We start from the raw sequence: 22,967 nt of genomic DNA on the forward strand, positions 1-22,967 counted from the left end.
CTAGGCTCGGATCGGCTCTGATCTGGGGCGTTCGCGTCCGCGTGACAGACAATTAGTGAAAGTTTTCACAAGGGTCTAGCATGGGAATATGGCACTCATCAGAAACTCAAAACTGCGTCCACGTATCCTCGTCGTCGGTGGGGGCTCCGTCGGTCTCCTCGCCGCTCAGAATCTGCTGAAGAACCTCGGTCGGGGCGAAGCCACCGTCACCGTGGTCGACCCCAACCCGTACATGACCTACCTGCCGTTCCTCCCCGAGGTGGCAGCCGGTTCGATCGAGCCCCGTCACGCCGTCGTGCCGCTGCGCCGCAATCTGCCGGGTGCCGAGGTCATCACCGCGAAGGTCACCTCGATCAACCACGCCGAGAAGTTCGCCACCATCGAACCCGAGAACGATGAGGCCTTCGAACTCGACTACGACCACATCATCCTCGCCTCCGGTTCGGTCGCGCGTGCGTTGCCGATCCCGGGCCTGAAGGAGAACGCGATCGCGCTCAAGCGCATCGAAGAGGCCGTCGCCCTGCGCGACCACCTCCTCTCCCGCCTGGCCGATGCCGCTCTCATGGAAGATGATGAGGAGCGGCGCAAGGCTCTGACCTTCGTCTTCGTCGGCGGCGGCTTCGCCGGCATCGAAACTCTCACAGAGCTTGAGGACATGGTCCGTTCGGCCATCGCCCAGTACGAGACGCTGACTGAAGCCGATGTCCGCTTCGTCCTCGTCGAAGCCCTCGAGCGCGTCATGCCCGAGGTCGGCGAGGCTCAGGCCCGCTGGGTCGTCGAGCACATGCGCGAACGCGGAATCGACGTCTACCTCGAGACCTTCCTCCAGGACTGCACCGACAAGCACATCAAGCTCTCGAACGGTGAAGAGTTCGACGCCGACACCATCGTCTGGTCCGCCGGCGTCAAGGCCAACCCGATGCTCATCGACTCCGACCTGCCGATCAACGAGCGCGGAAATGTCACGGTTCGTGCCGACCTGCGGGTCGAGGGTGAAGACGGAGTCGTCGAGGGTGCGTGGGCAGCCGGCGACAACGCTGCGGTTCCCGACCTGTCCGGCGGCGGCGTGGCAGGCTTCTGCGTGCCCAACGCCCAGCACGCCGTGCGTCAGGCTCCCGTGCTGGCCGCCAACGTGCTCGCAGCCCTGCGCGGTGAGACCGAGTTCAAGCAGTACTTCCACAAGACCATCGGGACGGTTGCCGGTCTGGGTGTGTACAAGGGCGTCTCGCAGATGGGCGACTTCGAAGCCCGCGGAATCCTCGCCTGGCTCATGCACCGGGCGTACCACGGCTACGCCATCCCGACCGTGGACCGCAAGGTCAAGGTCTTCGGCAACTGGTTCCTCAACGCCGTCCTCGGCCGCGACGTCATGCCCCTGGCAGACCTCGACGTCCCGCGCAAGAACTTCGTCGAGGCCGCCAACTCGAAGCCGGCTCCGAAGAAGGAACCTGCTAAGGCCTGATTCGAGGCAGCCGGCGCCATCCGGCGACAAGCCCTGATGAGACGACTGACGCCGGGGATGCAGATGCATCCCCGGCGTCAGTCTCGTCTCAGCGGTTCGCCACGGTGAATCGGGCGTCGATGTGTATGGGGTCGGCGATCTCGTCGACCATGGCCACGGCGAAATCCTCGGCAGAGATGAAGTCGCCCGCAGGCACCTCGAGTTCTGAGCTGTACTTCCCGGTTCGCTCACCCGGGCCGATCTCCGGGGCGGGGGAGATGAGCGTCCACGGTGAGGGGTTTTTCGCACGCAGCAGTTCGAGGGCCTTCGTGCCGGTCTCGGCCTCTGCCTTGTAGGCGTCGGGGAAGCCCTCGGTGTCCTTGAGCATCGTGTTCCCGGCGAACAGGGAACCGGCGCCGCCGACGATGAATAGGCGGGTGTCGCCGCTGATCTCGGCCAAGGTGTCGAGTGCGTCGAGCCATTCTTGGTGGTCTCCGCCGGTCCGGCTGGGGCCGGTGGTCGAGACGATGACATCATGCTCGGCAGCCATGCGCGCAGCGAGATCGGCGTCGGCCATATCGCCGGTGAGCGAGCGGCTGGCTCCTGCCACCTCGGTGCCGGAACGGGTGATGGCGGTGACCTCGATCCCGCGGGCGGCCGCCTCGGCGACGACGCGAGAGCCGATCATTCCCGATGCCCCAAAGAGTGCGATCTTCATAAGAGTCCCTTCGTTCTTCGTGCGGCGCAGCAGCGATGCACGGTGGAAGTCGTAGTCTGACATTCCTAAGGTATCTTTGGGATATCGAGTACCTCAAAGATACTATTGGGGTATGGCCATGAGAGTTCACTGGGAAGGCGACGCCTTCGATCCCGAGTGCCCGACGCGAGTGGTTCTCGACCGAGTCGGGGACAAGTGGACGGTGCTCATCGTCAACATCCTCGATTCGGGTCCGAAGCGGTTCAATGAGATCCGTCTGGCTATCGGCGGGATCACCCCGAAGGTGCTGACCTCGACCCTGCGCTCCCTCGTTGCCGACGGGCTCGTCGACAGGGAGGTGTTCGCTGAGGTGCCGCCGCGTGTGGAGTACTCGCTCACCGGCCTCGGGCGGTCGCTGCAGGAGCCTGTGGCCGCACTCCGGAAGTGGGCAGAGGCCAACGTCGCTGAGATCGCCGAGAACCGGGATCGCCACGATGGGGCACATATGTCCGCACCCAAGTGAGTGTTCCCGTGAACGCAACGTCGAATGTTCAGCCGTTGAAGGCGAAGTCGTGTGACTCCTCCGCAATACGCAGAGTGCCTTCGCCTTCCGGATCGCCGAGGCAGCTCAGCGAGAGGATGGTCAGGCTCGGGTGAGTTCTCCGAGCACGGTGACGAAGTCGCGCAACGTTCCGGCGACGCGATAGGCCCGAGGCGACCCGGAGTACACCCAATTGTTCGTGATGATCGAGGCGCTGCCGCCGTTCGTCGCGGTCTTGAACTCGGCGACGTCGAGCGTCGCCAGATGATCGGCGACGAGGCGGCCACGCAGCTCCGATCCCATCTGCACCCAATGATCGGCAGCCTCGAAGTCGACCTCCGTCCAGTTCCCTCCGGCCTCGCGAAAAGCGGCCGGACGGCCATGCAACGGGACTTCGGTCGTGGTGGACTCGTCGGCCCCAGTGGGGGAAGCCGCCTCGGGGGAGGCGATGATGACGGCGGGGCCCTGCTGTGCGCGGGCGAGTTCGTCGTCGACGGTGGCGATCGGCTGCGTGGCCTGACCGGGGCTGAAAAGAAGGAACGGCATAGGACGATCATGCCGCAAACGGTGAAATTCGGCGATCTCGGTCGGTACGCAGTCGAGGCGAAGACTCCTCGGGGGAGTATTGCAGAAGGTCCGTGGCCGGTCATCGCTCAGCATCGGAAAAGAATGGTCCCCCCAGTGGGACTCGAACCCACACTGAATCGATTTTAAGTCGACTGCCTCTGCCGATTGGGCTATAGGGGGAATGCTCAGAAGACACCTTATCGGCAAACCGGGGCCACCGCGATCTGAGACATTCCGCGAACAATGCGGCCTCACGGTTAACCTGGAGCGATGACGTCGAACGGACCGATCCGGCAGGCCTGGGTGATCCTCGTCGTCGGGGTCCTCACGCAGATGGCGGCGACCATCGCGATCGCCGGACCTGCCTTCCTCATCCCGTATATGCACTCCGATCTCGGGTTCACACTCACCCAAGCCGGCACCGTCGCAGCTGCCCCGAGCTTCGGACTCATCCTCACCCTCATTGCCTGGGGCGCGTTCGCCGACCGGTACGGGGAACGGTTGGCCATGACCTTGGGGATCGGGCTGACCGCCGTGTTCTCGGCCGCCGCGATCCTCGTCGTCGACTCGCCGATCTGGATGGTCATCGTCATCGCCGCCTCCGGTGCCGCCGCCGCCTCGGTGAACTCGGCGAGCGGACGCGTCGTCATGGGCTGGTTCCCCCGCCACCGCCGCGGACTGGCCATGGGCATCCGCCAGATGTCCCAACCCCTGGGCACGAGCGTGGCCGCCGTGACCATCCCGGCGATCGCCGCGGCCGGCGGATTCCCCGCCTACCTGTGGTTCGTCGCCGCCGTGACCGGGGCGCTCGCCCTCATCTGCTTCGCCCTCATCCGCAATCCACCGGAACAGGCTCCCACCCGCGCCGAGGTGGCCGACCTCGACCACGCCCATGCACCTGACAGCGCAGCCGCAACCGACCCAGCCGATCCGGCTGGGGCGGGTCAAGGACAGTCCGAACCGGGAACCGTCTCTGCGGGGGAGGAGAAGCCCAGTCCCGCGTCGGCGATCAATCCCTACCGCAGCGACTCCTTCCTGTGGCGGATCCACGCGGTCTCCGCGTTCCTCGTGGTTCCGCAGTTCGCGTTCTCCACCTACGGCCTCGTCTGGCTCATCGCCGTCCAAGGGATCGGAGCGGCAACCGCCGGAGCGATCGTCGCGGTCGCGCAGATCGTCGGCGCGGTCGGCCGCATGGTCGTCGGCGGGCTGTCCGACCGCACCAGCTCCCGTGTCGGCCTTATGCGCCTCGTCGCCGTCGCCGCGGTGATCTCCGTCGCAGCCATCGCTGTTCTGTCACTGACACAGCTGCCGGCTCTTGCCGCCGTCGTGTTCGTCCTCGCATCGGCCGTGTCCGTGGCCGACAACGGTCTGGCCTTCGCCTCCGTGGCAGAGGCCGCCGGGACTCGCTGGTCGGGCAAAGCATTGGGAGCCCAGAACACGGGGCAGTTCGTCATGTCGGCTCTGCTCGGTCCCGGATTCGGTGCCCTGGTGACCGCCTTCGGCTATCCGCTGTCCTTCGGCATCATCGCACTCGCCCCGCTGCTGAGCATCGGCATCATTCCCAGACGGGACATCGATCGCATAACCTGATATTCACCTGGGCACGCTAGCGTGCACGAGGCACGCCACCGTGTCGTCATCGAAAGGGAAGGGTCTCGTGAACAATCTGTTCCAAGAGAATCTGCGGGAGTACATCGACAAACTCCGCCTCGAAGGCTACGCCGTCGAGGACAGCCAGACCACGGATCCACATCTCATCGACCCCATGGGCCGGGCCGTCGAAACGTGGCGCGAGGGATATCCGTACGACGAACAGATGGACCGCGAAGAGTACGAACTCGAGAAGTACAAGCTGCAGGTGGAACTCCTGAAGTTCCAATACTGGGGCCAGGACACCGGTGCCAAACACGTCATCGTCTTCGAAGGCCGTGACGCCGCCGGCAAGGGCGGGACGATCAAACGCTTCACCGAACACCTCAACCCGCGTGCCGCCCGCGTCGTCGCCCTGAACAAACCCTCGGACCGCGAAGCCGGCCAATGGTACTTCCAGCGCTACATCGCCCACCTGCCCACGAGCGGGGAGATCGTCATGTTCGACCGCTCCTGGTACAACCGGGGCAACGTCGAGAGAGTCATGGGATTCTGCACCGACGACGAATACGAGACCTTCATGGAACAGGCCCCCGTATTCGAGAAGATGCTCATCGACTCCGGGGTCCACGTCACCAAGTTCTGGTTCTCCGTGACCCAACGAGAGCAGCGCACCCGGTTCGCGATCCGCCAGATCGACCCGGTGCGGCGGTGGAAACTCTCACCGATGGACCTCGAGTCCCTCGACCTGTGGGACGACTACACGAAGGCCAAGGAAGAGACGTTCCGCCGCACGGACACCGACCACGCACCGTGGATCACGATCAAGAGCAATGACAAGAAACGCGCCCGCCTCAATGCGATGCGCTACTTCCTCAACCAGTTCGACTACGAGGACAAAGACCCCTCGGTCGTCTTTGACGCCGACCCGCTGCTCGTCCGCCGGGGCCGCGACGCCGTCGACGACTAGTTCGGCGGTCTTCCACCGTCACCGAGGCGGCCCGACGTCGGCCGGGAGCACTGCCGCAGCCGTCGACGGCTGCACAGGGGAGGAATTCGGCCGGGTGGAAGGGGAAAGACCACCCGGCCGGAACCGTGGAGCGGGACTCTCACCCGCATTCGATCGCAGAGACTCAACTCAGTCGCAGTGAATCAGGCTTCTGCTTCGGCGTCCTTGCGCGCCTGACGCAGCGCCCGGCGCTTCCTGTGCCCGGCGAAGCTGAACAGGAAGAGGAGGATCGCCAGGAGCACGAACAGTCCTCCGCCTGCGATGCCCGCATCGACCCAGAACTGGGGCGGGAAGAGGCGGATGAGCGAATCATCGGCGTAGAACTCCCAGGTCCCATCCGCGAAGAACACCTTGTGGAATCCGCGGAAGAAGCTGTCCCAGCCGAGCACAGCGACAACGGCGACAGCTGCCATGAAGATGATGCTGAAGATCGAACCCAACCGCACGCCTGTGTGGATGCCCGAGCCGCCCTTGCGGCACATGTAGAGCCCGAAGAGCACAGATCCGATGATGCCGACGAGCGCCACGAGGTAGAGCAGCGAGATCAGGCCCTTGACGTCAGCCATATGGCTGAGCTCTTCGGAGATGAAGATCGGCTCCCCATTGGGCATGACGATATCGGCGAGGTAGCGCCGGGAATCGAAGTTGTGCAGATAGTCGACGACATAGGTCCCGTAGTGCTCACGATCGGCAGCACTGAAGCCGAACTGATCGGCCGGGAACCCGGGCCGGAAGTACTCGAATTTGAGGAAGATCCCGGAGGCGATGAAGCGCACCGCCAGGGCCAACAGGACGAATGGAGTGGCGAGCATGATCCAGATCGTGCCGATGACATCGAGGACGGACCGGCGTCGCTCGGGCACCTCGGGGTCGCGGGCATCGGTCGACGTCGCCGCCTTCGACACAGCGGCCCAATCGGCTTCGCTCATCACCGCGGTGCGAGCGTTCTGCGGCACCTCACGCGTGGCTCCGGTATCCGTCGAAGCTGAGGTCGCGGCGGCCGAATCCGCACCGGCGGTCTTCTGCGCGGCGTTCTGTTCGGCGGCGCGCGTGCTCGCGGTCGCGGGCTGGGAGTGCGGATTCGTCGAATGGGCGGGAGTCACCCTCACCGGGCCCGTCTGGGGCTTCGCGTCCGCGGAATGCTTGGGGGCATCCTCGGCGATGGGATCCGTGATCGGATCGAACGCCTCGGTGTCGGTCGAGGGATCATTGGCCGCCTCCAGAGGGGCCTGCGACTGCTTATCGGCAGCACTGGCAGACCCTGAACTCATCCGCCTGCTCAGGAGGTCTTCGGTCTCGTTCTTCTCGTCTCTGGACACATCCCCATTGTCAGTGACCACGGGGCCCAAGCCGGGGAGGACACGCCACGGCGGCGGATTTCACCGGAGCCCTCGCCGAGGCGGGGCTGCGGTGATCCTCACCGTGACGGTGAGGGCGGGGCCGGGGTGGGGCCCGCCGTGTCGGTGTGGGACTTGGCGGGTCAGCCGAGGAGGGCGGCGATGACGACCAGTGCTGGGACGGACAGGACTGTGGTGATGAAGACGGCATCGCGCATGAGCGCCTCGGACTGTCGGTACTGCATCGAGTAGATGTAGACGTTCTGCGCGGTCGGCAGGGCGGAGGTGACGACGATGGCGAAGTGGTCGATCCCGTCGTAGCCGAGCAGGGGACCGCCGATGGCCCAGGAGATGAGCGGCTGGGCGATGAGTTTGGCGCCGGTGATGAAGCTCAGCTGTGCGCGGCTGCCCTTCACGGGGATGCCCCACCCGTCCTTGAGCGAGATTCCGAAGGCCAGCAGGGCGCCGGGGACCGCGGTCGCGCCGATCATGTCGATGGGCTCGAAGATGAACCGCGGCAGTTCGAAGCTCGTCGCCGAGGCGGCCACTCCGGCCGCCGCGCCGAGGACGATGGGGTTCTTGAGCACTTGGAGGACCGCGGAATACCAGTGCGAATCATGCTGCTTCTTGCCGGCCCCGTCGAGCACGGCCATGCCGATGGGAGCGAGGACGAGCAGCTGGAAGAGCAGGACGGGGGCGACATATCCGATGTCGCGCAGCACGTAGGCGGCGATCGGGATGCCGAGGTTGCCGATGTTGACGTAGCTGGTCGCCCAGGCGGAGAACATCGCTTCACCGGTGCTGCGCCGCCGGATCCACTTGGTGAGGACGAAGAGGGCGGCGCCGACGATGAGCGCCGAACCGCCGGTGGCGAAGAGGGCGGTGTTGAAGATCAGCCCGAGATCGGTCTCGGCGACCGTGACATAGAGCAGGGTCGGGGTGCCCGCGTAGAAGACGAGCTTCGCGATGACCTGCTGGCCGTGGGGTCCGAGAACGCCGGAGCGGCCGAGGACGAACCCGACCAGAATGACTCCGGCGATGACGGCGAAACCTTCGAATACGGCCAGCATGGGCTACTCGGGCTCCTCGCTTCCTGCGTCTGCGACGGTCGGGGTCGGTCCGGGGCGGGATCAGCCCAGGGCTGTGTGTCAGTCCGCCTCGGCGGTATCGGAGACGACATAGGACGCGGCGGCGCTGACCGCGCTGACGGCGAAGACGGCCGGCCAGGCGCCGATCTTCTTTGCCAGCGGGTGGGAGGCGCCGAACCCGCCGAGGTAGGCCAGACTCAGCCCGGTTGCGGCCGGCCACCCCTTCTTCGCATACCAGGAGCGGGCGGCGTAGGCGCCGGCCGCGGCGAGGACGACTCCGCCGAGAGGGCGGATCCCGGTTTCGCGGGCGGTGAGGAAGCCGCCGATGAGGCCGACGGCGACGAGTGGGGCGGTGGAGACTTCGCGTGCATCCTTCATGCGCACCAGTTTAGGCGTGCAGGTCCGCGGCTCGGACGGCGGTCTCATGAGGAGGAACGCGCAGCGGGTGGGAAAGGTGCGGGTCAGGGAGCCTGCGTGGGTGCGCGGGTGTGGAGGCTCAGAGCAGGCTGATCTTGATGACCGAGGCGATGCTCAGGATCGCGATGAGGCACACCGAGGTGGTGAGGAAGGCGACGGCCCACGGGGTCGGGTGGCCGCGTTCGGCCCGGATCGAGACCGAGCCGAGCCGGTAGCGCCTGACCTGCATCGCGATCGCGACGATGGCCATGCCCATGCAGACGACGAAGATCGCCACGGACCAGCCTTGGAATACGTTGATGAAGCGCATGAAGACGAGGCTGACGACCGTCATCGTCAGGCTCGTGCGCAGCCATGACTGAACGGTGCGTTCCGGCTGCAGCGCGGGATCGGCATGCGGCTGCGGGCGGGGACTGCGCTGAGCGGGCCGGGGCAGTCGGGGGCGCCGATGCGGTGAGGGCTCTGGCGCCTGGGGCCCGGTTGACTCCGACATCACAGCAGGTCGGCGAACACCAGGACGAGCAGACCGGCGCCCAGCGCCGAGGCGAGGCTGACGATGGGGATGATGAGCGGCAGCGGCAGCGAGGTCTTGCGGCGCATCGCCGATTCGATGCGATACCAGCGGACGGCGGCACCGGCCGCGAGGATGAACCCGATGACCATGAGCACGATCGACAGGGTCGCGCGCAGACCGGCGGTGAAGATCTCCGAGGTGAAGGCCTCGACGGCGATTCCGCCGCCGATGAACGCCAGAGCGGTGCGGATCCAGGACAGGAACGTCCGCTCATTGGCCAAGGTGAAGCGGGGATCGGGGTCGACGCCGTCGGGGAAGACCCGACGGGCGAGGCGGCTGCGGGAGTCCTGCGAAGAATTGTCGTCACTCACCCTTCGAGGATAACGGTAGACGGTGCGGGGCGGGTGTGGAACCCTGAGCTCATGAGCGACGACGAGACGATGAAGTCCCTGCTTCGACGGTCCCTGCACCGGGGTCGCGATGACCTGCGATGGAAGCTGTCCGGGCTCGACGAGAGGTCGCTGAGGTGGCCGCGCACCCCGACCGGATTCAACCTCCTCGGCGCACTCAAACATATGGCGCAGGTCGAGATCGTCTACTTCGGCGACACCTTCGGCCGGACCTGGCCGAACCCCGAGGAGGTCGTCACCGACGCCGATATCGACCAGGACCCGCAGGCCGACTGGTGTGCGGCCGAGTCAGAGACGACCGAGGATCTGCTCGACCTCTACACCCGCGTCGCCGACTTCGCCGACGAGACCATCGACGCCCTCAGCCTCGATGCTCCGGGACGGGTGCCGCACTGGCCGGACGGTCGTGACGAGACCACCCTGGGGCAGATCACGGTCCACGTCCTCGTCGACCTCACTCGCCATCTGGGCCAGATCGACATCGTCCGCGAAGGCATCGACGGTGCCGCCGGACTGTCCGAGTCGGCTTCGAACCTGCCGCCGGCAGCCGACCGTGCAGCGTATCTCAAGCGTCTGCGAGGCATCGCCGACCGGTTCTGAAACCGGACACCAGGTGCCGATCTGCTTGGTCGGGGTGCGCAGAGCGACTCTCGACGGTCACGATCTCAATCGCCTGTATACAACCCCAATTGCCTGCGTTACGGATGTCACAGCAGGCGGTCCTGTCGAATATCATGTCCAGAGACAGACGGAGACCGCTGCGCCGCCGTTGTCGGCAGGACCCCCGCGTGGGGCGATCCGCGACCGGGATCGCGCACGGCCGAAGACGAAGGTTGAAACAGCATGAGCGAGCACACTCACGGACCCGGCGCCTCCGGACGCGACCCCGAGGCAGTGTCAGGCATCGAAGAGGCCTCCGGGCCGGCCAAATGGAAGGTCATCGGCCCCGGTCTCGTCGTCGCTGCCACCGGTGTCGGTGCCGCCGATATGGTTGCGACTCTTGTGGCCGGCAGCCAGTTCGGCTACGGACTGCTGTGGGCGGTGATCGTCGGCGTCATCCTCAAGATCGTCCTCGTCGAAGGAGCAGGCAGGTTCAGCCTCGCGACCGGAAAGACGATCTTCGAAGGCTGGCGTTCACTCGGCCGCTGGACCACGTGGTATTTCGGCCCGTACATCATCATCTGGGGCTTCGTCTACGGAGCGACGGCCATGAGCTCGGCGGCACTGCCGCTGGCCGCGCTCTTCCCCGGACTCAACCTCACCTTGTGGTCGGTGCTCATGGGCCTGGCCGGATTCGCCATGGTGTGGTTCGGCCGCTACGCCGTGTTCGAGAAGATCACCGCCGTCCTCGTCGGGATCATGTTCATCACCGTCGTCGGGCTCGCGATCATCGCCGTCCCGAACATTCCCGATATGCTCACCGGACTGATCCCGCTCATCCCCGAAGGCGGAGTGATCTACACTCTCGCACTCGCCGGCGGAGTCGGCGGAACCATCACCCTGGCCGCCTACGGGTACTGGCTGCGTGAGAAGGGCTGGCACACCCCGAAGTGGATGCGAGTGATGCGCATCGACAACTCCATGGCCTATGTGATGACGGGAATCTTCGTCATCGCCATGCTCGTCGTCGGTGCCGAGGTCGTGCGTGCGGCAGGCGTGTCGATCTCCGCCGACGACAAGGGACTGCTCGAGCTCGGCGACGTCCTCAAAGCCCGCTACGGGGATGTCGTCGGCATCGGATTCCTCATCGGCTTCTGGGCCGCCTCGTTCTCCTCGATCATCGGCGTGTGGAACGGAGTGTCGCTGATGTTCGCCGACTTCTGGGGCCATATGCGCAAGAAGCCGGGCGGGCACCCGGACACGCTGACCGGGGGCAAGTACTTCAAGTTCTATGTCCTGTGGCTGACCTTCCCGCCGATGCTGCTGTTCATCCTCGGCAAGCCGATCGGCCTCATCCTCGCCTACGGAGTGCTCGGGTCGCTGTTCATGCCGTTCCTCGCCATCACCCTCCTCGGTCTGCTCAACGGCAAGAAGATCCCGAAGGAATGGGCGAACAAGCTGCACACGAACATCGCTTTGGCGATCACCGCACTGCTGTTCATCATCCTCGGCGTCCAGCAGCTCTACTCGGCTATCGCCCCGCTCTGGGGCGGCGGAAGCTGAGCCGGACTCCGCACCGCCGGCGGTCTCTGCTGCGGGGTTGACGCTAAGCTGGGAGGGCAATGGCAGAAGAGAACCCCACCCCGTCGACCACGCCACCGGGCCAGACTCCGCAGCGGCCGCCTCGGCGCCGGAACACAGGACGAACACCGTCGGGGCGTTCGCAGCAGCGACGCAAGTCCACGGCAGCCCACCACCAGCAGCGCCGGGCCCGGCTCAAGGACGCCCGGGCCGCCCACCCGGTGACCGTCACCTACCCCGAGGATCTGCCGGTCACCGCTGCGAAGGACGAGATCGCGGAGGCGATCCGTGACAACCAGGTCGTCATCATCGCCGGTGAGACGGGATCGGGAAAGACCACCCAGCTGCCGAAGATCTGCCTCGACCTCGGCCTCGGGATTGACGGACTCATCGGCCACACCCAACCCAGGCGCATCGCCGCCCGGACCGTGGCCGAGCGCATCGCCGACGAACTCGATGAAGAACTCGGCAACACCATCGGCTACCAGGTGCGATTTACCGCGCAGGTCGCCGAGTCCACGCGTGTGAAGGTGATGACCGACGGCATTCTGCTGTCCGAGCTCTCGCGCGACAAACTGCTGCGCGACTACGAAGTCCTCATCATCGACGAGGCGCACGAACGCAGCCTCAACATCGACTTCCTCCTCGGCTATCTCAGGGAAGTCCTCGACAGACGCCCCGACCTCAAGGTCATCATCACCTCGGCGACGATCGACCCCGAATCGTTCTCCGCTCACTTCGACGATGCTCCGATTATCTCCGTCGAAGGCCGCACCTTCCCCGTCGAGGTTCGGTACCGGCCGCTCGGCGACGAGGTCGCCGATGACGATGTCGACGGTCCCGGCGAATCCGGGAACTACGAGGCCGGAGTCGAGGAGCAGACCGATGGCATCATCGCCGCCGTCGACGAACTCGCCGCCGAGGCCCCCGGTGACATCCTCGTCTTCCTCTCCGGCGAGCGCGAGATCCGTGACACCGCCGACGCCCTGACCGACCACCTGCGCAGACGTCCGCGGATGAGCAATTGGGAGGTCGTGCCGCTGTTCGCCCGACTCTCGGCCGGGGAACAGCAGAAGGTCTTCCAAGCGCATTCGCGACCCCGCATCGTCCTGGCCACGAACGTCGCTGAGACCTCGCTGACGGTGCCGGGAATCAAATATGTCATCGACGTCGGCACCGCCCGCATCTCTCGCTATTCCAACCGCACTCGGGTGCAGAGGCTGCCGATCGAGCGGATCTCCCAAGCCAGCGCGAACCAGCGCAAGGGCCGGTCGGGGCGCACCAGCGACGGCATCTGCATCCGGCTGTACTCGGAGGACGACTTCGAGTCACGCCCCGAGTTCACCGACCCGGAGATCCTGCGCACGAACCTCGCCAGCGTCATCCTGCAGATGGCCTCGCTCGGATTCGCCTCGAGCGATCAGGAGATCCTCGACTTCCCGTTCCTCACCCCGCCGGAGGCCAGGGCTGTCCGTGACGGGCGCACGATGCTCACCGAACTCGGGGCGCTGACCAGTGACTCTGCTGGGAAGATCCACGTCACCGAGATCGGTCGGAAACTCACCGTGCTGCCGATCGACCCCCGCCTGGCCCGGATGGTCATCGCCGGTGCCGAAGCCGGCTGCGGGGGAGAGGTCACCGTCATCGTCGCCGCACTGTCCATCCAGGACCCCCGGGAGCGACCGGCCGAAGTCCGTGCCGCCGCCGATGAGAAGCACGCCCGATTCACCCACCGCGGCAGTGACTTCCTGTCCTACCTCAACCTGTGGAACTACCTGCAGAGCCTGCAGGCGGACATGGGATCCTCGAAGTTCCGTCGCCGCTGCAAGTCGGAGTTCCTCAACTTCGTGCGCATCCGCGAATGGCAGGACCTCGTCGGACAGCTGCGCTCACTGCTCGGCTCGGCCGGGATCCGGATCGAGAAGTCCGTCTGGCAGCCGACCGCCGCGGGGCTCGCGGCGGAAGGGCCCGATCTCAGGGCCGACGACGGCAAGGCGGCCGTCTCCGAGGCTGCCGAGGGTTCCGGCCGGGGTGCGAACGGCTCAATCGGATTCGCCGAACTCAGCGCCGCCAAACGCAGCGCGAAGAAACAGGGAGCGACCGGCCCGGCCGGAGAGACCGGCAAGCAGGTGGCCGCAGCCAGACTTGACCCGCATGCCGCCGCCATCCACCGGTCCCTGCTCACCGGACTGCTGACGATGATCGGCTCACGATCGGAGAGACACAAGGACTATCAGGGCGCCCGCGGCACACGCTTCGCCATCTTCCCCGGATCCGGGCTCTTCAAGGTCAATCCCGACTTCGTCATTGCCGCCGAGCTCGTCGAAACCTCCCGGCTGTGGGCACGCACCGTGGCCGCGATCGACCCGGACTGGGTCGTCGAAGCCGCAGGCGACCTGGTTACCCGCCAGCATTCGGACCCTCACTGGTCGACGAAGGCCGGCGCCTCGATGGTGTACGAGAAGATCTCCCTCTACGGGGTTACGCTCGTCAGCGACCGCCGCGTCGGATACGGGCACATCGACCGAGAAGCCGCACGCGACGCGTTCATCCGCAAGGGCCTCATCGAAGGCGACTGGCACGAACGCTTCGGCTTCCTCGACCACAACGCGGCCGTCATCGACGAGGCCGAGGACCTGGCCTCGCGGACACGGAATCGTCGCGTGCTCGACCAAGACGATGCCCTCTTCGAATTCTTCGATGAAAGGATTCCGCCAGGCATCACCTCGGCGGCGGATTTCCGGGGGTGGTGGAAGAAGCAGAAACGACGGGACGCGCACCTGCTCGACCTCACCACCTCGGTGCTGCTCAGCGATGACAGTGAGGAGCTCACCGCCTCGGTGGCCTCTGACTTCCCGATGGAATGGGAACTGGCCGACGGCACACAGGCGAAGCTGCGCTACTCCTTCGATCCCGGAGGCACCGAGGACGGGGTGACCGTGGAGATCCCCGCCGAGGCGGTGCCCGCGGTCGACGCGGACGAACTCAGCTGGCAGGTCCCCGGGCTGCGCGAAGAACTCGTCGCTGCCTATATCCGCTCACTGCCGAAGAACAAGCGCCGCTACTTCGTTCCGGCCCCGGACGTCGCCCGCGAGATCCTGCCCGCGCTCACCCCATACCGAGGAAACCTGCCGGACGTGCTTGCCGCGCATCTGAGCGAACGCGCCGGCGGGGGAGGGCTGAACGACCTCGTGCCGATCACGGTCACCGCCGACGATTTCGACCGATCGCGCATCCCTGCTCACCTGCGGCTGACGTTCCGCGTCGTCGACGGGAAGACGACCGTCGGCCTCGGGGAGGACCTGGCCGCACTGACGACGAAGGCCAGACCGCAGGTGCGCAAGGCCCGGCAGAAGCAGAGCGCGTTCACCTCGCAGACCGGGTTGACGGACTGGTCGTTCGGCGAACTGGCCGACCCCGACCAAGCTGCGGCCGGTGTCGTTCCGGGGCTCGCAGATCGGTTGACGTCGGTCGACCTCGTGGCCTTCGACACCGCACCAGAAGCACGTTTGGCCACGCGAGAAGCGATCATCACCCTGCTGGCGCAGCACACCGGTGAAGCACTGAAATACCTGCAGGACGGGCTGACCACCCAGGAGAAGCTCATCCTCGCCGGTCATCAGAAGACCGCCGACGAGCTGCTCAGCGGCCTCATCAGGGTCGGGATCCGCGGACTCGTCGCCGACCGGTTGGGTCCGGCAGAGACGTCGTGGGTGGCCACCGCCGCTGAGTTCAAACGGCTGCGTCAGGACGTCGACGCCGGGCTGCCGGTGACCTGTTCGTCGCTGCTGCCGTTCCTGATGAAGGCGCTCAAGACGGCGACCGAGCTCGACAGACTCGTGTCGAAGGCCTCCTCGTTGGCGATCCTTGCCAATCTCGCCGATGTGCAGGCGTGGAGGGCCACGCGGACGAGCGCCGCGGCGATTGCGGCGATGACTCCGCAGATGCTGCGCGAGCTGCCCCGCTGGGTGCAGGCCGAAGTGGTGCGCATCGGCGGAATGCAGGATTCGCCGATCCGCGACAAGCAGCTCATGGACCGGGTGGCCGGCTGCGGCGATGACGTGGTGAAGAAGATCGGCAATCGCTTCCCGGCGCTGGCGAGGGCTGAATGGTCGCAGCTCATCGCCTCCCTGCCTGAGGCGTGGCTCGAGGTCGTCACAATGCTCGAAGAGCTGCGAGTGTCGCTGTTCGCGAATTCGCTGGGCACCGCGCACCCGGTGTCGGAGAAGCGCATCTCGAAGGCCCTCGCTCAGCTCTGACGTGGGTACTCGCGTGCGGCTCTGAGCATCCCTCACCCGCAGCGGCACAACGCCCCGCTGCGGTGGTTGGTCGTACGGTCTTTTGCCCCGCGATTCAGGCATCCCTCACCGGTCGCGGCACAACGACTCATTGCTTCGGGGCGTTATGGCACGAACGGTGATGGATGCGCCACCACCTGTAGGAGAAGTCGACCGCGGTAGGGAACGCCGCGACGTGGGAGGAATGCCGCGAAGAGTAGGCAGTGCGAGACGCTGGGTGAATAGGCGGGGCGTTGGGTGCATGGCCGGTACCCGCCGAGGCGGCAGCGAGGCGGAAGGTGTCTAGATGGGCTGGGCGCCGCTGAGGAGCCAGTCGATGACTACCCACAGCGGCAGGGCGGCAGCGGCGAGAAAGGCGGCAGCTGCCCACCAGATGCGCCAGCTCCAGGTGCGTCGTCGAGTGCCGATGAAGAGGAAGGCGATGAAGAAGATGACGCAGAAACCGCCCGAGAGGCTGGCCAGGACATAGCCGGTGGCCTCCCACCCGGAGGTGCCGAGGTCGAAGAGGTATTTCGTGATCTGAGCGATCTGCAGTGACAGCCAGATATCGGCCGCGAGCAGCGGGACGCCCAGGATCCCCGCGATGATGAGCGGTAGGGCTTTGAGCCAGCGTTCCTTGGGCTCCGAACGGCCGGCGTATTCGACGAATTCCTCAGACATCGCACACCAGCATATGGGCAGATTCCGACAGGACGCTGGACGCACCGCCGACAGGATGAGCGACCCACACAGACCGAACGTCGAACCCCCGGCCACCTGGGAACAGCGCCCCCGACCGGCTGGGAACAGCGCCTCCGACCGGCTGGGAACAGCGCCCCCGACCAGCTGGGAACAGCGGCGCCGGCCACTGTGACTGAACGGACACGCCGGACGAGCGCGAAGAACGATAGGATATTGCGGTGACTTCTGGCCAGTATTCCGACAAGGACATCCGACACGAGGCGTCCCGCCGCCGCACGTTCGCTGTCATCTCGCACCCCGACGCGGGCAAATCGACGACCACCGAGGCGCTCGCCCTGCACGCACGTGCCATCGGCCAGGCCGGAGCCACCCACGGAAAGGCCGGCCGCCGCGCCACCGTCTCCGACTGGATGCAGATGGAACAGGACCGCGGAATCTCGATCTCCTCGGCCGCCCTGCAGTTCGAGTACCGCGACGCCGTGTTCAACCTCGTCGACACTCCGGGCCACGCCGACTTCTCCGAGGACACCTACCGTGTCCTCTCCGCCGTCGACTGCGCCGTCATGCTCATCGACGCCGCCAAGGGCCTCGAGGCACAGACGATGAAGCTCTTCGAAGTCTGTGCCCACCGCAATATCCCGATCATCACGGTCATCAACAAGTGGGACCGTCCCGGCCTCGACGCGCTCGAACTCATGGACGAGGTCCAGCAGCGCACCGGCCTCCTGCCCACGCCGATCACCTGGCCCGTCGGCCAGTCCGGAGACTTCCGCGGCGTCCTCGACCGGTCCAGCGGCGAGTACACGAAGTACGCCCGCACCGACGGAGGCGCCACGATCGCCGGTGAGGAGACCCACACCGCCGAGGCGGCCGCCGACCTCGAAGGCGATGCGTGGACGACCGCTGTCGATGAGTCGGATCTGCTGGAGATGGAAGACCAGAACCATGACCAGGAGACCTTCCTCGCCGGCCGATCGACCCCGGTGATGTTCGCCTCCGCCGTGCTCAACTTCGGCATCCACAAACTCCTCGACCTCCTCGTCGACCTCGCCCCGGCCGCCGAAGCCCGCCTGGACAAGGACGATCAGCCCCGCCCCGTCGACGATCCGTTCTCCGGTTTCGTGTTCAAGGTCCAAGCCGGCATGGATTCGAACCACCGTGACCGACTCGCCTATATCCGAGTCTGCTCGGGAGTCTTCGAACGCGGTACTGTTCTCACTCACGCCAGCACCGGCAAGCCCTTCGCCACGAAGTATGCTCAGCAGGTCTTCGGACGCGACCGCGACGTCGTCGACGAAGCGTTCCCCGGCGATGTCGTCGGATTGGTCAACGCCTCCGCACTGCGGGTCGGTGACTCCCTCTACCTCGACAAGAAGGTTGAGTTCCCGGGTATTCCGACGTTCTCTCCCGAACACTTCATGGTCATCCGCGCCAAGGACTCCTCGAAGTACAAGCAGTTCCGGCGCGGCATCGAACAGCTCGACCACGAAGGTGTCATCCAGGTGCTGCGCTCGGACCTGCGCGGCGATCAGGCACCGGTGCTCGGCGCGGTCGGACCCATGCAGTTCGAAGTGGCCGAAGACCGGATGACCAACGAATTCAACGCTCCCTGCACCCTGGAGCGTCTGAACTTCTCCCTCGCCCGACGCACCGCTCCCGAATGCGTGCCGACCCTGGCTCGGGAACGCTCGGTCGAGGTGCTTCACCGTTCCGACGGTGAGCTGCTGGCACTGTTCTCCGATCGGTGGCGGCTGCAGGGTGTGCAGAAGAACCACCCCGACCTGGTCCTCGACCCCCTGGTCGTCAGCTGAGTCCTCAGCAGCCGCGTTCGGATGCCGGTGTCCGGCATTTTTGACGCGGACATTATTATGGATAGTTGGGGCCGAAGCGAAGCCCCACAGGGCGATCCGCCCGCGGGGACAGTCCCGCCGCTCGGTGAAACCCGTACAGACAAAGGAGAATTGTGGGAACGAAATCGATTCGAGTCGCGATTGCCGGACTAGGCAACTGCGCCTCGTCCCTGATCCAAGGCGTGGAGTACTACCGGAATGCGTCCACGGGGACGCAGGTCCCGGGCCTCATGCACGTGGAATTCGGGGACTATCACGTCGGTGACATCGATTTCGTTGCCGCCTTCGACGTCGACGGCAAGAAGGTCGGCGTCGACATCGCCGAGGCGATCACCGCCAGCGAGAACAACACCCTCAAACTCGCCGATGTGGAGCCGACCGGCATCGAGGTCCTGCGCGGGCCCACCCTCGACGGACTCGGCGAGTACTACCGGGACACGATCGTCGAATCCGACCGCGACGCGGTCGACGTGGTCAAGGCCCTCAAGGACGCCGAGGCGGACGTGCTCGTGTGCTACCTGCCTGTGGGTTCACAGCAGGCCGTTGAGTTCTACGCTCAGGCCGCCATCGACGCGAAGGTCGCGTTCGTCAATGCCCTGCCCGTGTTCATCGCCGGCACCAAGGAATGGGACGAGAAGTTCCGTGCCGCCGGTGTTCCGATCGTCGGCGACGACATCAAGTCCCAGATCGGGGCGACCATCACCCACCGTGTGATGGCGAAGCTGTTCGAAGACCGCGGTGTCGTCCTCGACCGGACCTACCAGCTCAACGTCGGCGGCAACATGGACTTCAAGAACATGCTCGAGCGTCAGCGTCTCGAGTCGAAGAAGATCTCGAAGACTCAGGCTGTGACTTCGAACACCTCCGCCCAGCTGTCCGACCGTGACGTCCACATCGGTCCCAGCGACTACGTCGAATGGCTCGACGACCGCAAGTGGGCCTTCGTCCGCCTCGAGGGCCGCAACTTCGGTGATGCCCCGGTGTCCCTGGAGTACAAGCTCGAGGTGTGGGACTCGCCGAACTCCGCCGGCGTCATCATCGACGCCGTGCGTGCGGCGAAGATCGGCCTCGACCGCGGAATCGGCGGAGCCCTCATCTCCGCCTCCTCGTACTTCATGAAGTCGCCTCCGGAGCAGAAGGACGACGACGCCGCCCACGAGGCCGTCGAAGCGTTCATCCGCGGAGACATCGAACGCTGATCTGACATTCGATGGGGACGCCGATCGCAGCTGACTGCGATCGGCGTCCTTTCGCATTCACGCCCCCAGCGGACGGCGCTCGTGCACGACAGCCTCGGGAGGTTGCGGCGCGCCGCCTCGGCGCATCCGGAATATGAGATTCCCGTGACACAACGCTGATTGTCCGTGACACTTGCTCCTTGAGGTGATCGCACTCACATGAGCGGCACCCGGCTCAACGCATTCGCCAGCGCCACCCCCGACCGAGGAGACCTGATGTCGAGCACCACACCTGCAGCCGCAGAGAAGAGGAGTGACGGACCCGAGCTGAACTGGCTGATGCGCGTCCTCGTCATCATCGAAAGAGTCGGCAACAAACTGCCGCACCCGTTCTGGCTGTTCCTGTCGCTGGCGGTCATCGTCATGATCCTCTCAGCGATCTTCTCGGCCACGGGACTCAACGCCGTCAACCCGGCCACGGACGAGAAGGTGACGGTGACGAACCTCTTCGCCACCGATTCGCTGCGTGAGATCGTCGCGGGAGCCACGAACAACTTCGTCACCTTCCCGCCGCTGGGACTCGTCCTCATCGTCCTCATCGGTGTGGCCGTGGCCGAGCAGTCCGGTCTGATCCCGGCGATGCTGCGCGGAACCATCGCCGGGGCCTCCCCGAAGTGGATCACGTTCATCGTCGCCCTGGCCGGAACCGCCTCGTCGATCGCCTCCGACGCCTCGTACATGATCATGATTCCCCTCGGCGGGCTCGCGTTCAAAGCCGTCGGTCGCAACCCGCTGCTCGGCTGCCTCGTCGCGTATGCCGCGACCTCGGGCGGGTATTCGGCCGCGCCGATGGTCAATTCGCTCGACACCATCCTCGGCGGCCTGTCGACCTCGGCCGCGCAGATCATCGACGCCGACTACACCGTCAGCCCGGTCGCGAACTTCTACTTCAACTTCGTCTCCATGTTCGTCGTCGCCGCCGCCGTGACCCTGGTGACCGAGCTGGTCCTGTCCAAGCGAGCCGACCAGATCGAACTCGACGAGGAGACCGACGACGACCCGGACAACTTCGACGTCAAGATGGCCCTCGACGCCAATGAGAAGCGCGGCATCGTCATCGCCGTCATCAGCATCGTCGTCTGTGCGGGTGTGCTGTTCGCACTCGCCTGGCCCACCGGATCGTTCCTCCGTGACGAAGCCGGCGGCTTCGGTCCAGAATCAGGACTGATGGCCGGGATCGCCGCGATCATCGGCTTCGGTTTCTTCATCGTCGGCATCGTCTACGGCTACGCGACCGGATCGATCAAACACACCGCCGATATTCCGGAGATGATGGGCAAGGGGCTGCTGCCATTCGTTCCGGTCATCGTCCTGTTCTTCGCGGCCAGCCAGTTCCTCGCCCTGTTCAAGATGTCCAACCTCGGCGAGATTCTCGCGATCAAGGGCGCCGACGTCTTCGGAGCGCTCAACACGGGACCGTTCGTCATCCTGCTCGGCGGGTGGCTGCTCGTGGCGCTCGGCGCCCTCTTCCTCACCTCCGGGTCGGGGCTCTGGACACTCATGGCCCCGGTGCTCGTGCCGATGTTCATGCTCCTGTCCATCGCCCCCGAGACCACTCAGGCGCTCTACCGCATCGGTGACTCGACGACGAACATCATCTCCCCGATGAGCCCGTACTTCGTCGTTGTCCTCGGCTTCGTCCAGCGGTACAAGAAGGATGCGGGCATCGGCACGGTGCTCTCATTCACGATCCCGCTGTCCTTCGCCATGTTCGTCCTCTGGGGACTGCTGTTCTTCATCTGGTGGGCCACGGGAATCCCATGGGGACCGGGCGCAGCCACCCACTACCACATGGGCTGAGCCGCATCGGCTGTCCGCCGAACATCGCCTCCGCGTCGGTCGCCGGGAATGCTCGCCCCGATCCCAGTGTTGTCCACCACAGCATCACGATCATGCAACGTCGGGCGACGCAGGCCGGAATCCACAGTTCCCGTCCAGACCGTCCGGTTAGACTGTGACCGTGAACGACATATGTGCAGCCTCTCGGCTGTGCACATTCTGCTCAGATCGAAAGGATCTCGACCGTGAGTAACCCCATGATGAACCGGGCGATCAATCAGGGAGCCCAGGCCGGCCGCAATCAGCCGGTCATGTCCGATCAGGAACTCAACAACCTGTTCAACCAACCGGCTGCCGAGAACCGCAACGCAGGCCCCCAGGTCGCCGACCGTGCGATGACCTACGACGACGTGATGATGAAGACCGGCGTGCTCTTCGCCATCCTCCTCGCCGGTGCCGTCGTCGGCTGGCTCGTGCCCGTCCTCGCTCTGCCCGCGGCGCTCATCGCGCTCGTCCTCGGCCTCGTCACCGCCTTCAAGAGGGAACCGAACAAGGCCCTGATCATCGGCTATGCCGCATTCGAAGGCGTCTTCCTCGGCGGCATCTCCGCCATGTTCGAGGCGGCGTTCCCCGGAATCGTCGTCCAGGCCGTGCTCGCCACGCTCTGCGTCTTCGGCGTCATGCTCGCCCTCTTCAAGTTCAAGGGCGTGCGCTACGGCTCGAAGATGATGAAGTTCATGATGATCGCCGTCGGCGGCTACGCGATCTTCTCGATCATCAACTTCGGCATCGCCATGTTCACCGGCACCGGCGGTGCCCGCAGCGTCGAGATCAACATCATGGGAATGACGTTCCCCCTCGGTGTCATCATCGGCATCGTCGCCACCGTGCTCGCCGCGATGACGCTGATCATGGACTTCCAGATGATCGAAGAGGGCGTCAAGCACAAGATCCCGGAGAAGTACTCCTGGATGTGCGCATTCTCGCTCATGGTCACCCTCGTGTGGCTCTACATCGAGATCCTGCGCCTCATCTCCTACTTCAGAGACTGAGAGCGGCCCGCAGCCGATACGTACGGGCTGCGACCGAGCGCTGAATGAAGGGCGGATCCCCGAGGTGGGGATCCGCCCTTCGTCGTATTCCGGCTCGTCGACCGTCGATCAAGGCGCAGCGCGGTTGCCGGCAGGTGCACTGTTCGATATTCGCGCTTCACCTTGAGCGACGGAAATCGGGCCTCCCCATTGCTTGTGATCACTTTTCTGCCTATCGTCTGAGTTACCGACGAACTGCGTCGGCGGACCGTCTTCATCGTCGAAGAGCGGACCAAAA

At 65.3% G+C, this 22,967-nt stretch carries 19 protein-coding genes and 1 tRNA gene; 11 read left to right on the top strand and 9 right to left on the bottom strand.

From position 1 onward, the window contains the following. The first annotated feature begins 88 nt into the window (after positions 1 to 88). A complete protein-coding gene (locus tag FHG09_RS11060) occupies positions 89 to 1,462 on the top strand; it encodes an NAD(P)/FAD-dependent oxidoreductase (RefSeq protein WP_152347734.1) in 1,374 nt (457 codons plus the stop codon). Between the two features lie 88 nt (positions 1,463 to 1,550). On the opposite strand, the gene FHG09_RS11065 is transcribed toward FHG09_RS11060, so the two are convergent. Continuing rightward, a complete protein-coding gene (locus FHG09_RS11065) occupies positions 1,551 to 2,222 on the bottom strand; it encodes an NAD(P)-dependent oxidoreductase (protein ID WP_227492707.1) in 672 nt (223 codons plus the stop codon). A gap of 55 nt (positions 2,223 to 2,277) precedes the next feature. Between FHG09_RS11065 and FHG09_RS11070 the strand changes: the two genes are divergently transcribed. Continuing rightward, positions 2,278 to 2,661, top strand: coding sequence for a winged helix-turn-helix transcriptional regulator (locus FHG09_RS11070; RefSeq protein ID WP_152348026.1), 384 nt, complete (start codon positions 2,278 to 2,280; stop codon positions 2,659 to 2,661). Between the two features lie 120 nt (positions 2,662 to 2,781). Here FHG09_RS11070 and FHG09_RS11075 read toward each other — a convergent pair whose 3' ends face one another. Continuing rightward, the gene (locus tag FHG09_RS11075) at positions 2,782 to 3,225 is read right to left on the bottom strand and encodes a hypothetical protein (protein ID WP_152347735.1); all 444 of its coding nucleotides are present in this window, start codon (positions 3,223 to 3,225) and stop codon (positions 2,782 to 2,784) included. A 124-nt stretch (positions 3,226 to 3,349) separates the two neighbouring features. Continuing rightward, positions 3,350 to 3,426, bottom strand: a tRNA-Leu gene (locus FHG09_RS11080). Positions 3,427 to 3,516: 90 nt separating this feature from the next. Between FHG09_RS11080 and FHG09_RS11085 the strand changes: the two genes are divergently transcribed. Both FHG09_RS11085 and ppk2 read left to right on the top strand, forming a co-directional pair. Further along, positions 3,517 to 4,836 carry an MFS transporter gene (locus FHG09_RS11085; protein ID WP_152347736.1) on the top strand — a complete coding sequence of 440 codons (1,320 nt, stop codon included), beginning with the start codon at positions 3,517 to 3,519 and terminating at the stop codon, positions 4,834 to 4,836. A 67-nt stretch (positions 4,837 to 4,903) separates the two neighbouring features. After that, positions 4,904 to 5,806: a polyphosphate kinase 2 gene (ppk2, locus tag FHG09_RS11090; protein WP_152347737.1), complete on the top strand. Its 903-nt coding sequence runs from the start codon at positions 4,904 to 4,906 to the stop codon at positions 5,804 to 5,806. 182 nt (positions 5,807 to 5,988) lie between these two features. Here the strand turns inward: ppk2 and FHG09_RS11095 are convergent, their stop codons facing one another. From FHG09_RS11095 to FHG09_RS11115, 5 genes are all read right to left on the bottom strand, one after another. Next, entirely contained in the window at positions 5,989 to 7,164 is a 1,176-nt protein-coding gene (locus FHG09_RS11095) for a TIGR01906 family membrane protein (RefSeq protein ID WP_152347738.1), read from the bottom strand. 161 nt (positions 7,165 to 7,325) lie between these two features. Continuing rightward, positions 7,326 to 8,252, bottom strand: a complete 927-nt coding sequence (locus FHG09_RS11100; protein ID WP_152347739.1) for an AEC family transporter — start codon at positions 8,250 to 8,252, stop codon at positions 7,326 to 7,328. 78 nt (positions 8,253 to 8,330) lie between these two features. Further along, positions 8,331 to 8,648: a hypothetical protein gene (locus FHG09_RS11105; protein WP_227492708.1), complete on the bottom strand. Its 318-nt coding sequence runs from the start codon at positions 8,646 to 8,648 to the stop codon at positions 8,331 to 8,333. A 118-nt stretch (positions 8,649 to 8,766) separates the two neighbouring features. Next, entirely contained in the window at positions 8,767 to 9,180 is a 414-nt protein-coding gene (locus FHG09_RS11110) for a DUF202 domain-containing protein (RefSeq protein WP_227492709.1), read from the bottom strand. Continuing rightward, positions 9,180 to 9,572 carry a YidH family protein gene (locus FHG09_RS11115; RefSeq protein ID WP_152347741.1) on the bottom strand — a complete coding sequence of 131 codons (393 nt, stop codon included), beginning with the start codon at positions 9,570 to 9,572 and terminating at the stop codon, positions 9,180 to 9,182. Before FHG09_RS11115 ends, FHG09_RS11110 begins: the two co-directional genes overlap by 1 nt. 51 nt (positions 9,573 to 9,623) lie before the next feature. Between FHG09_RS11115 and FHG09_RS11120 the strand changes: the two genes are divergently transcribed. The 3 genes from FHG09_RS11120 to hrpA all read left to right on the top strand — a co-directional run bounded on the left by FHG09_RS11120 (position 9,624) and on the right by hrpA (position 16,051). Further along, positions 9,624 to 10,211, top strand: coding sequence for a DinB family protein (locus FHG09_RS11120; RefSeq protein WP_152347742.1), 588 nt, complete (start codon positions 9,624 to 9,626; stop codon positions 10,209 to 10,211). Between the two features lie 243 nt (positions 10,212 to 10,454). Beyond that, entirely contained in the window at positions 10,455 to 11,774 is a 1,320-nt protein-coding gene (locus FHG09_RS11125) for an Nramp family divalent metal transporter (protein ID WP_227492710.1), read from the top strand. Positions 11,775 to 11,833: 59 nt separating this feature from the next. Beyond that, entirely contained in the window at positions 11,834 to 16,051 is a 4,218-nt protein-coding gene (gene hrpA, locus FHG09_RS11130) for an ATP-dependent RNA helicase HrpA (protein WP_152347743.1), read from the top strand. A gap of 321 nt (positions 16,052 to 16,372) precedes the next feature. Here the strand turns inward: hrpA and FHG09_RS11135 are convergent, their stop codons facing one another. Beyond that, positions 16,373 to 16,750, bottom strand: a complete 378-nt coding sequence (locus FHG09_RS11135; RefSeq protein ID WP_152347744.1) for a hypothetical protein — start codon at positions 16,748 to 16,750, stop codon at positions 16,373 to 16,375. Between the two features lie 239 nt (positions 16,751 to 16,989). Between FHG09_RS11135 and FHG09_RS11140 the strand changes: the two genes are divergently transcribed. From FHG09_RS11140 to FHG09_RS11155, 4 genes are all read left to right on the top strand, one after another. Further along, positions 16,990 to 18,582 carry a peptide chain release factor 3 gene (locus FHG09_RS11140; protein ID WP_152347745.1) on the top strand — a complete coding sequence of 531 codons (1,593 nt, stop codon included), beginning with the start codon at positions 16,990 to 16,992 and terminating at the stop codon, positions 18,580 to 18,582. Between the two features lie 152 nt (positions 18,583 to 18,734). Then, positions 18,735 to 19,820 (top strand): inositol-3-phosphate synthase, encoded by a 1,086-nt coding sequence (locus FHG09_RS11145; protein ID WP_152347746.1) that lies wholly within the window; start codon positions 18,735 to 18,737, stop codon positions 19,818 to 19,820. 255 nt (positions 19,821 to 20,075) lie between these two features. After that, the gene (locus FHG09_RS11150) at positions 20,076 to 21,659 is read left to right on the top strand and encodes an AbgT family transporter (RefSeq protein ID WP_152347747.1); all 1,584 of its coding nucleotides are present in this window, start codon (positions 20,076 to 20,078) and stop codon (positions 21,657 to 21,659) included. 236 nt (positions 21,660 to 21,895) lie between these two features. Next, positions 21,896 to 22,690, top strand: coding sequence for a Bax inhibitor-1/YccA family membrane protein (locus tag FHG09_RS11155; RefSeq protein ID WP_152348029.1), 795 nt, complete (start codon positions 21,896 to 21,898; stop codon positions 22,688 to 22,690). Positions 22,691 to 22,967: the final 277 nt, after the last annotated feature.

It is taken from the genome of Brevibacterium sp. CFH 10365 (genome assembly GCF_009299785.1).
In the GTDB taxonomy this organism is placed as follows: Bacteria; Actinomycetota; Actinomycetes; order Actinomycetales; family Brevibacteriaceae; genus Brevibacterium; species Brevibacterium limosum.

Coding starts and splice junctions, on each gene's coding strand:
- FHG09_RS11155 (WP_152348029.1), top strand. CDS start 21,896: ATGATGAACCGGGCGATCAATCAGGGAGCCCAGGCCGGCCGCAATCAG.
- FHG09_RS11085 (WP_152347736.1), top strand. CDS start 3,517: ATGACGTCGAACGGACCGATCCGGCAGGCCTGGGTGATCCTCGTCGTC.
- FHG09_RS11135 (WP_152347744.1), bottom strand. CDS start 16,750: ATGTCTGAGGAATTCGTCGAATACGCCGGCCGTTCGGAGCCCAAGGAA.
- FHG09_RS11075 (WP_152347735.1), bottom strand. CDS start 3,225: ATGCCGTTCCTTCTTTTCAGCCCCGGTCAGGCCACGCAGCCGATCGCC.
- FHG09_RS11125 (WP_227492710.1), top strand. CDS start 10,455: ATGAGCGAGCACACTCACGGACCCGGCGCCTCCGGACGCGACCCCGAG.
- hrpA (WP_152347743.1), top strand. CDS start 11,834: ATGGCAGAAGAGAACCCCACCCCGTCGACCACGCCACCGGGCCAGACT.
- FHG09_RS11100 (WP_152347739.1), bottom strand. CDS start 8,252: ATGCTGGCCGTATTCGAAGGTTTCGCCGTCATCGCCGGAGTCATTCTG.
- FHG09_RS11060 (WP_152347734.1), top strand. CDS start 89: ATGGCACTCATCAGAAACTCAAAACTGCGTCCACGTATCCTCGTCGTC.
- FHG09_RS11105 (WP_227492708.1), bottom strand. CDS start 8,648: ATGAAGGATGCACGCGAAGTCTCCACCGCCCCACTCGTCGCCGTCGGC.
- FHG09_RS11065 (WP_227492707.1), bottom strand. CDS start 2,222: ATGTCAGACTACGACTTCCACCGTGCATCGCTGCTGCGCCGCACGAAG.
- FHG09_RS11110 (WP_227492709.1), bottom strand. CDS start 9,180: ATGTCGGAGTCAACCGGGCCCCAGGCGCCAGAGCCCTCACCGCATCGG.
- FHG09_RS11150 (WP_152347747.1), top strand. CDS start 20,076: ATGTCGAGCACCACACCTGCAGCCGCAGAGAAGAGGAGTGACGGACCC.
- FHG09_RS11120 (WP_152347742.1), top strand. CDS start 9,624: ATGAGCGACGACGAGACGATGAAGTCCCTGCTTCGACGGTCCCTGCAC.
- FHG09_RS11070 (WP_152348026.1), top strand. CDS start 2,278: ATGAGAGTTCACTGGGAAGGCGACGCCTTCGATCCCGAGTGCCCGACG.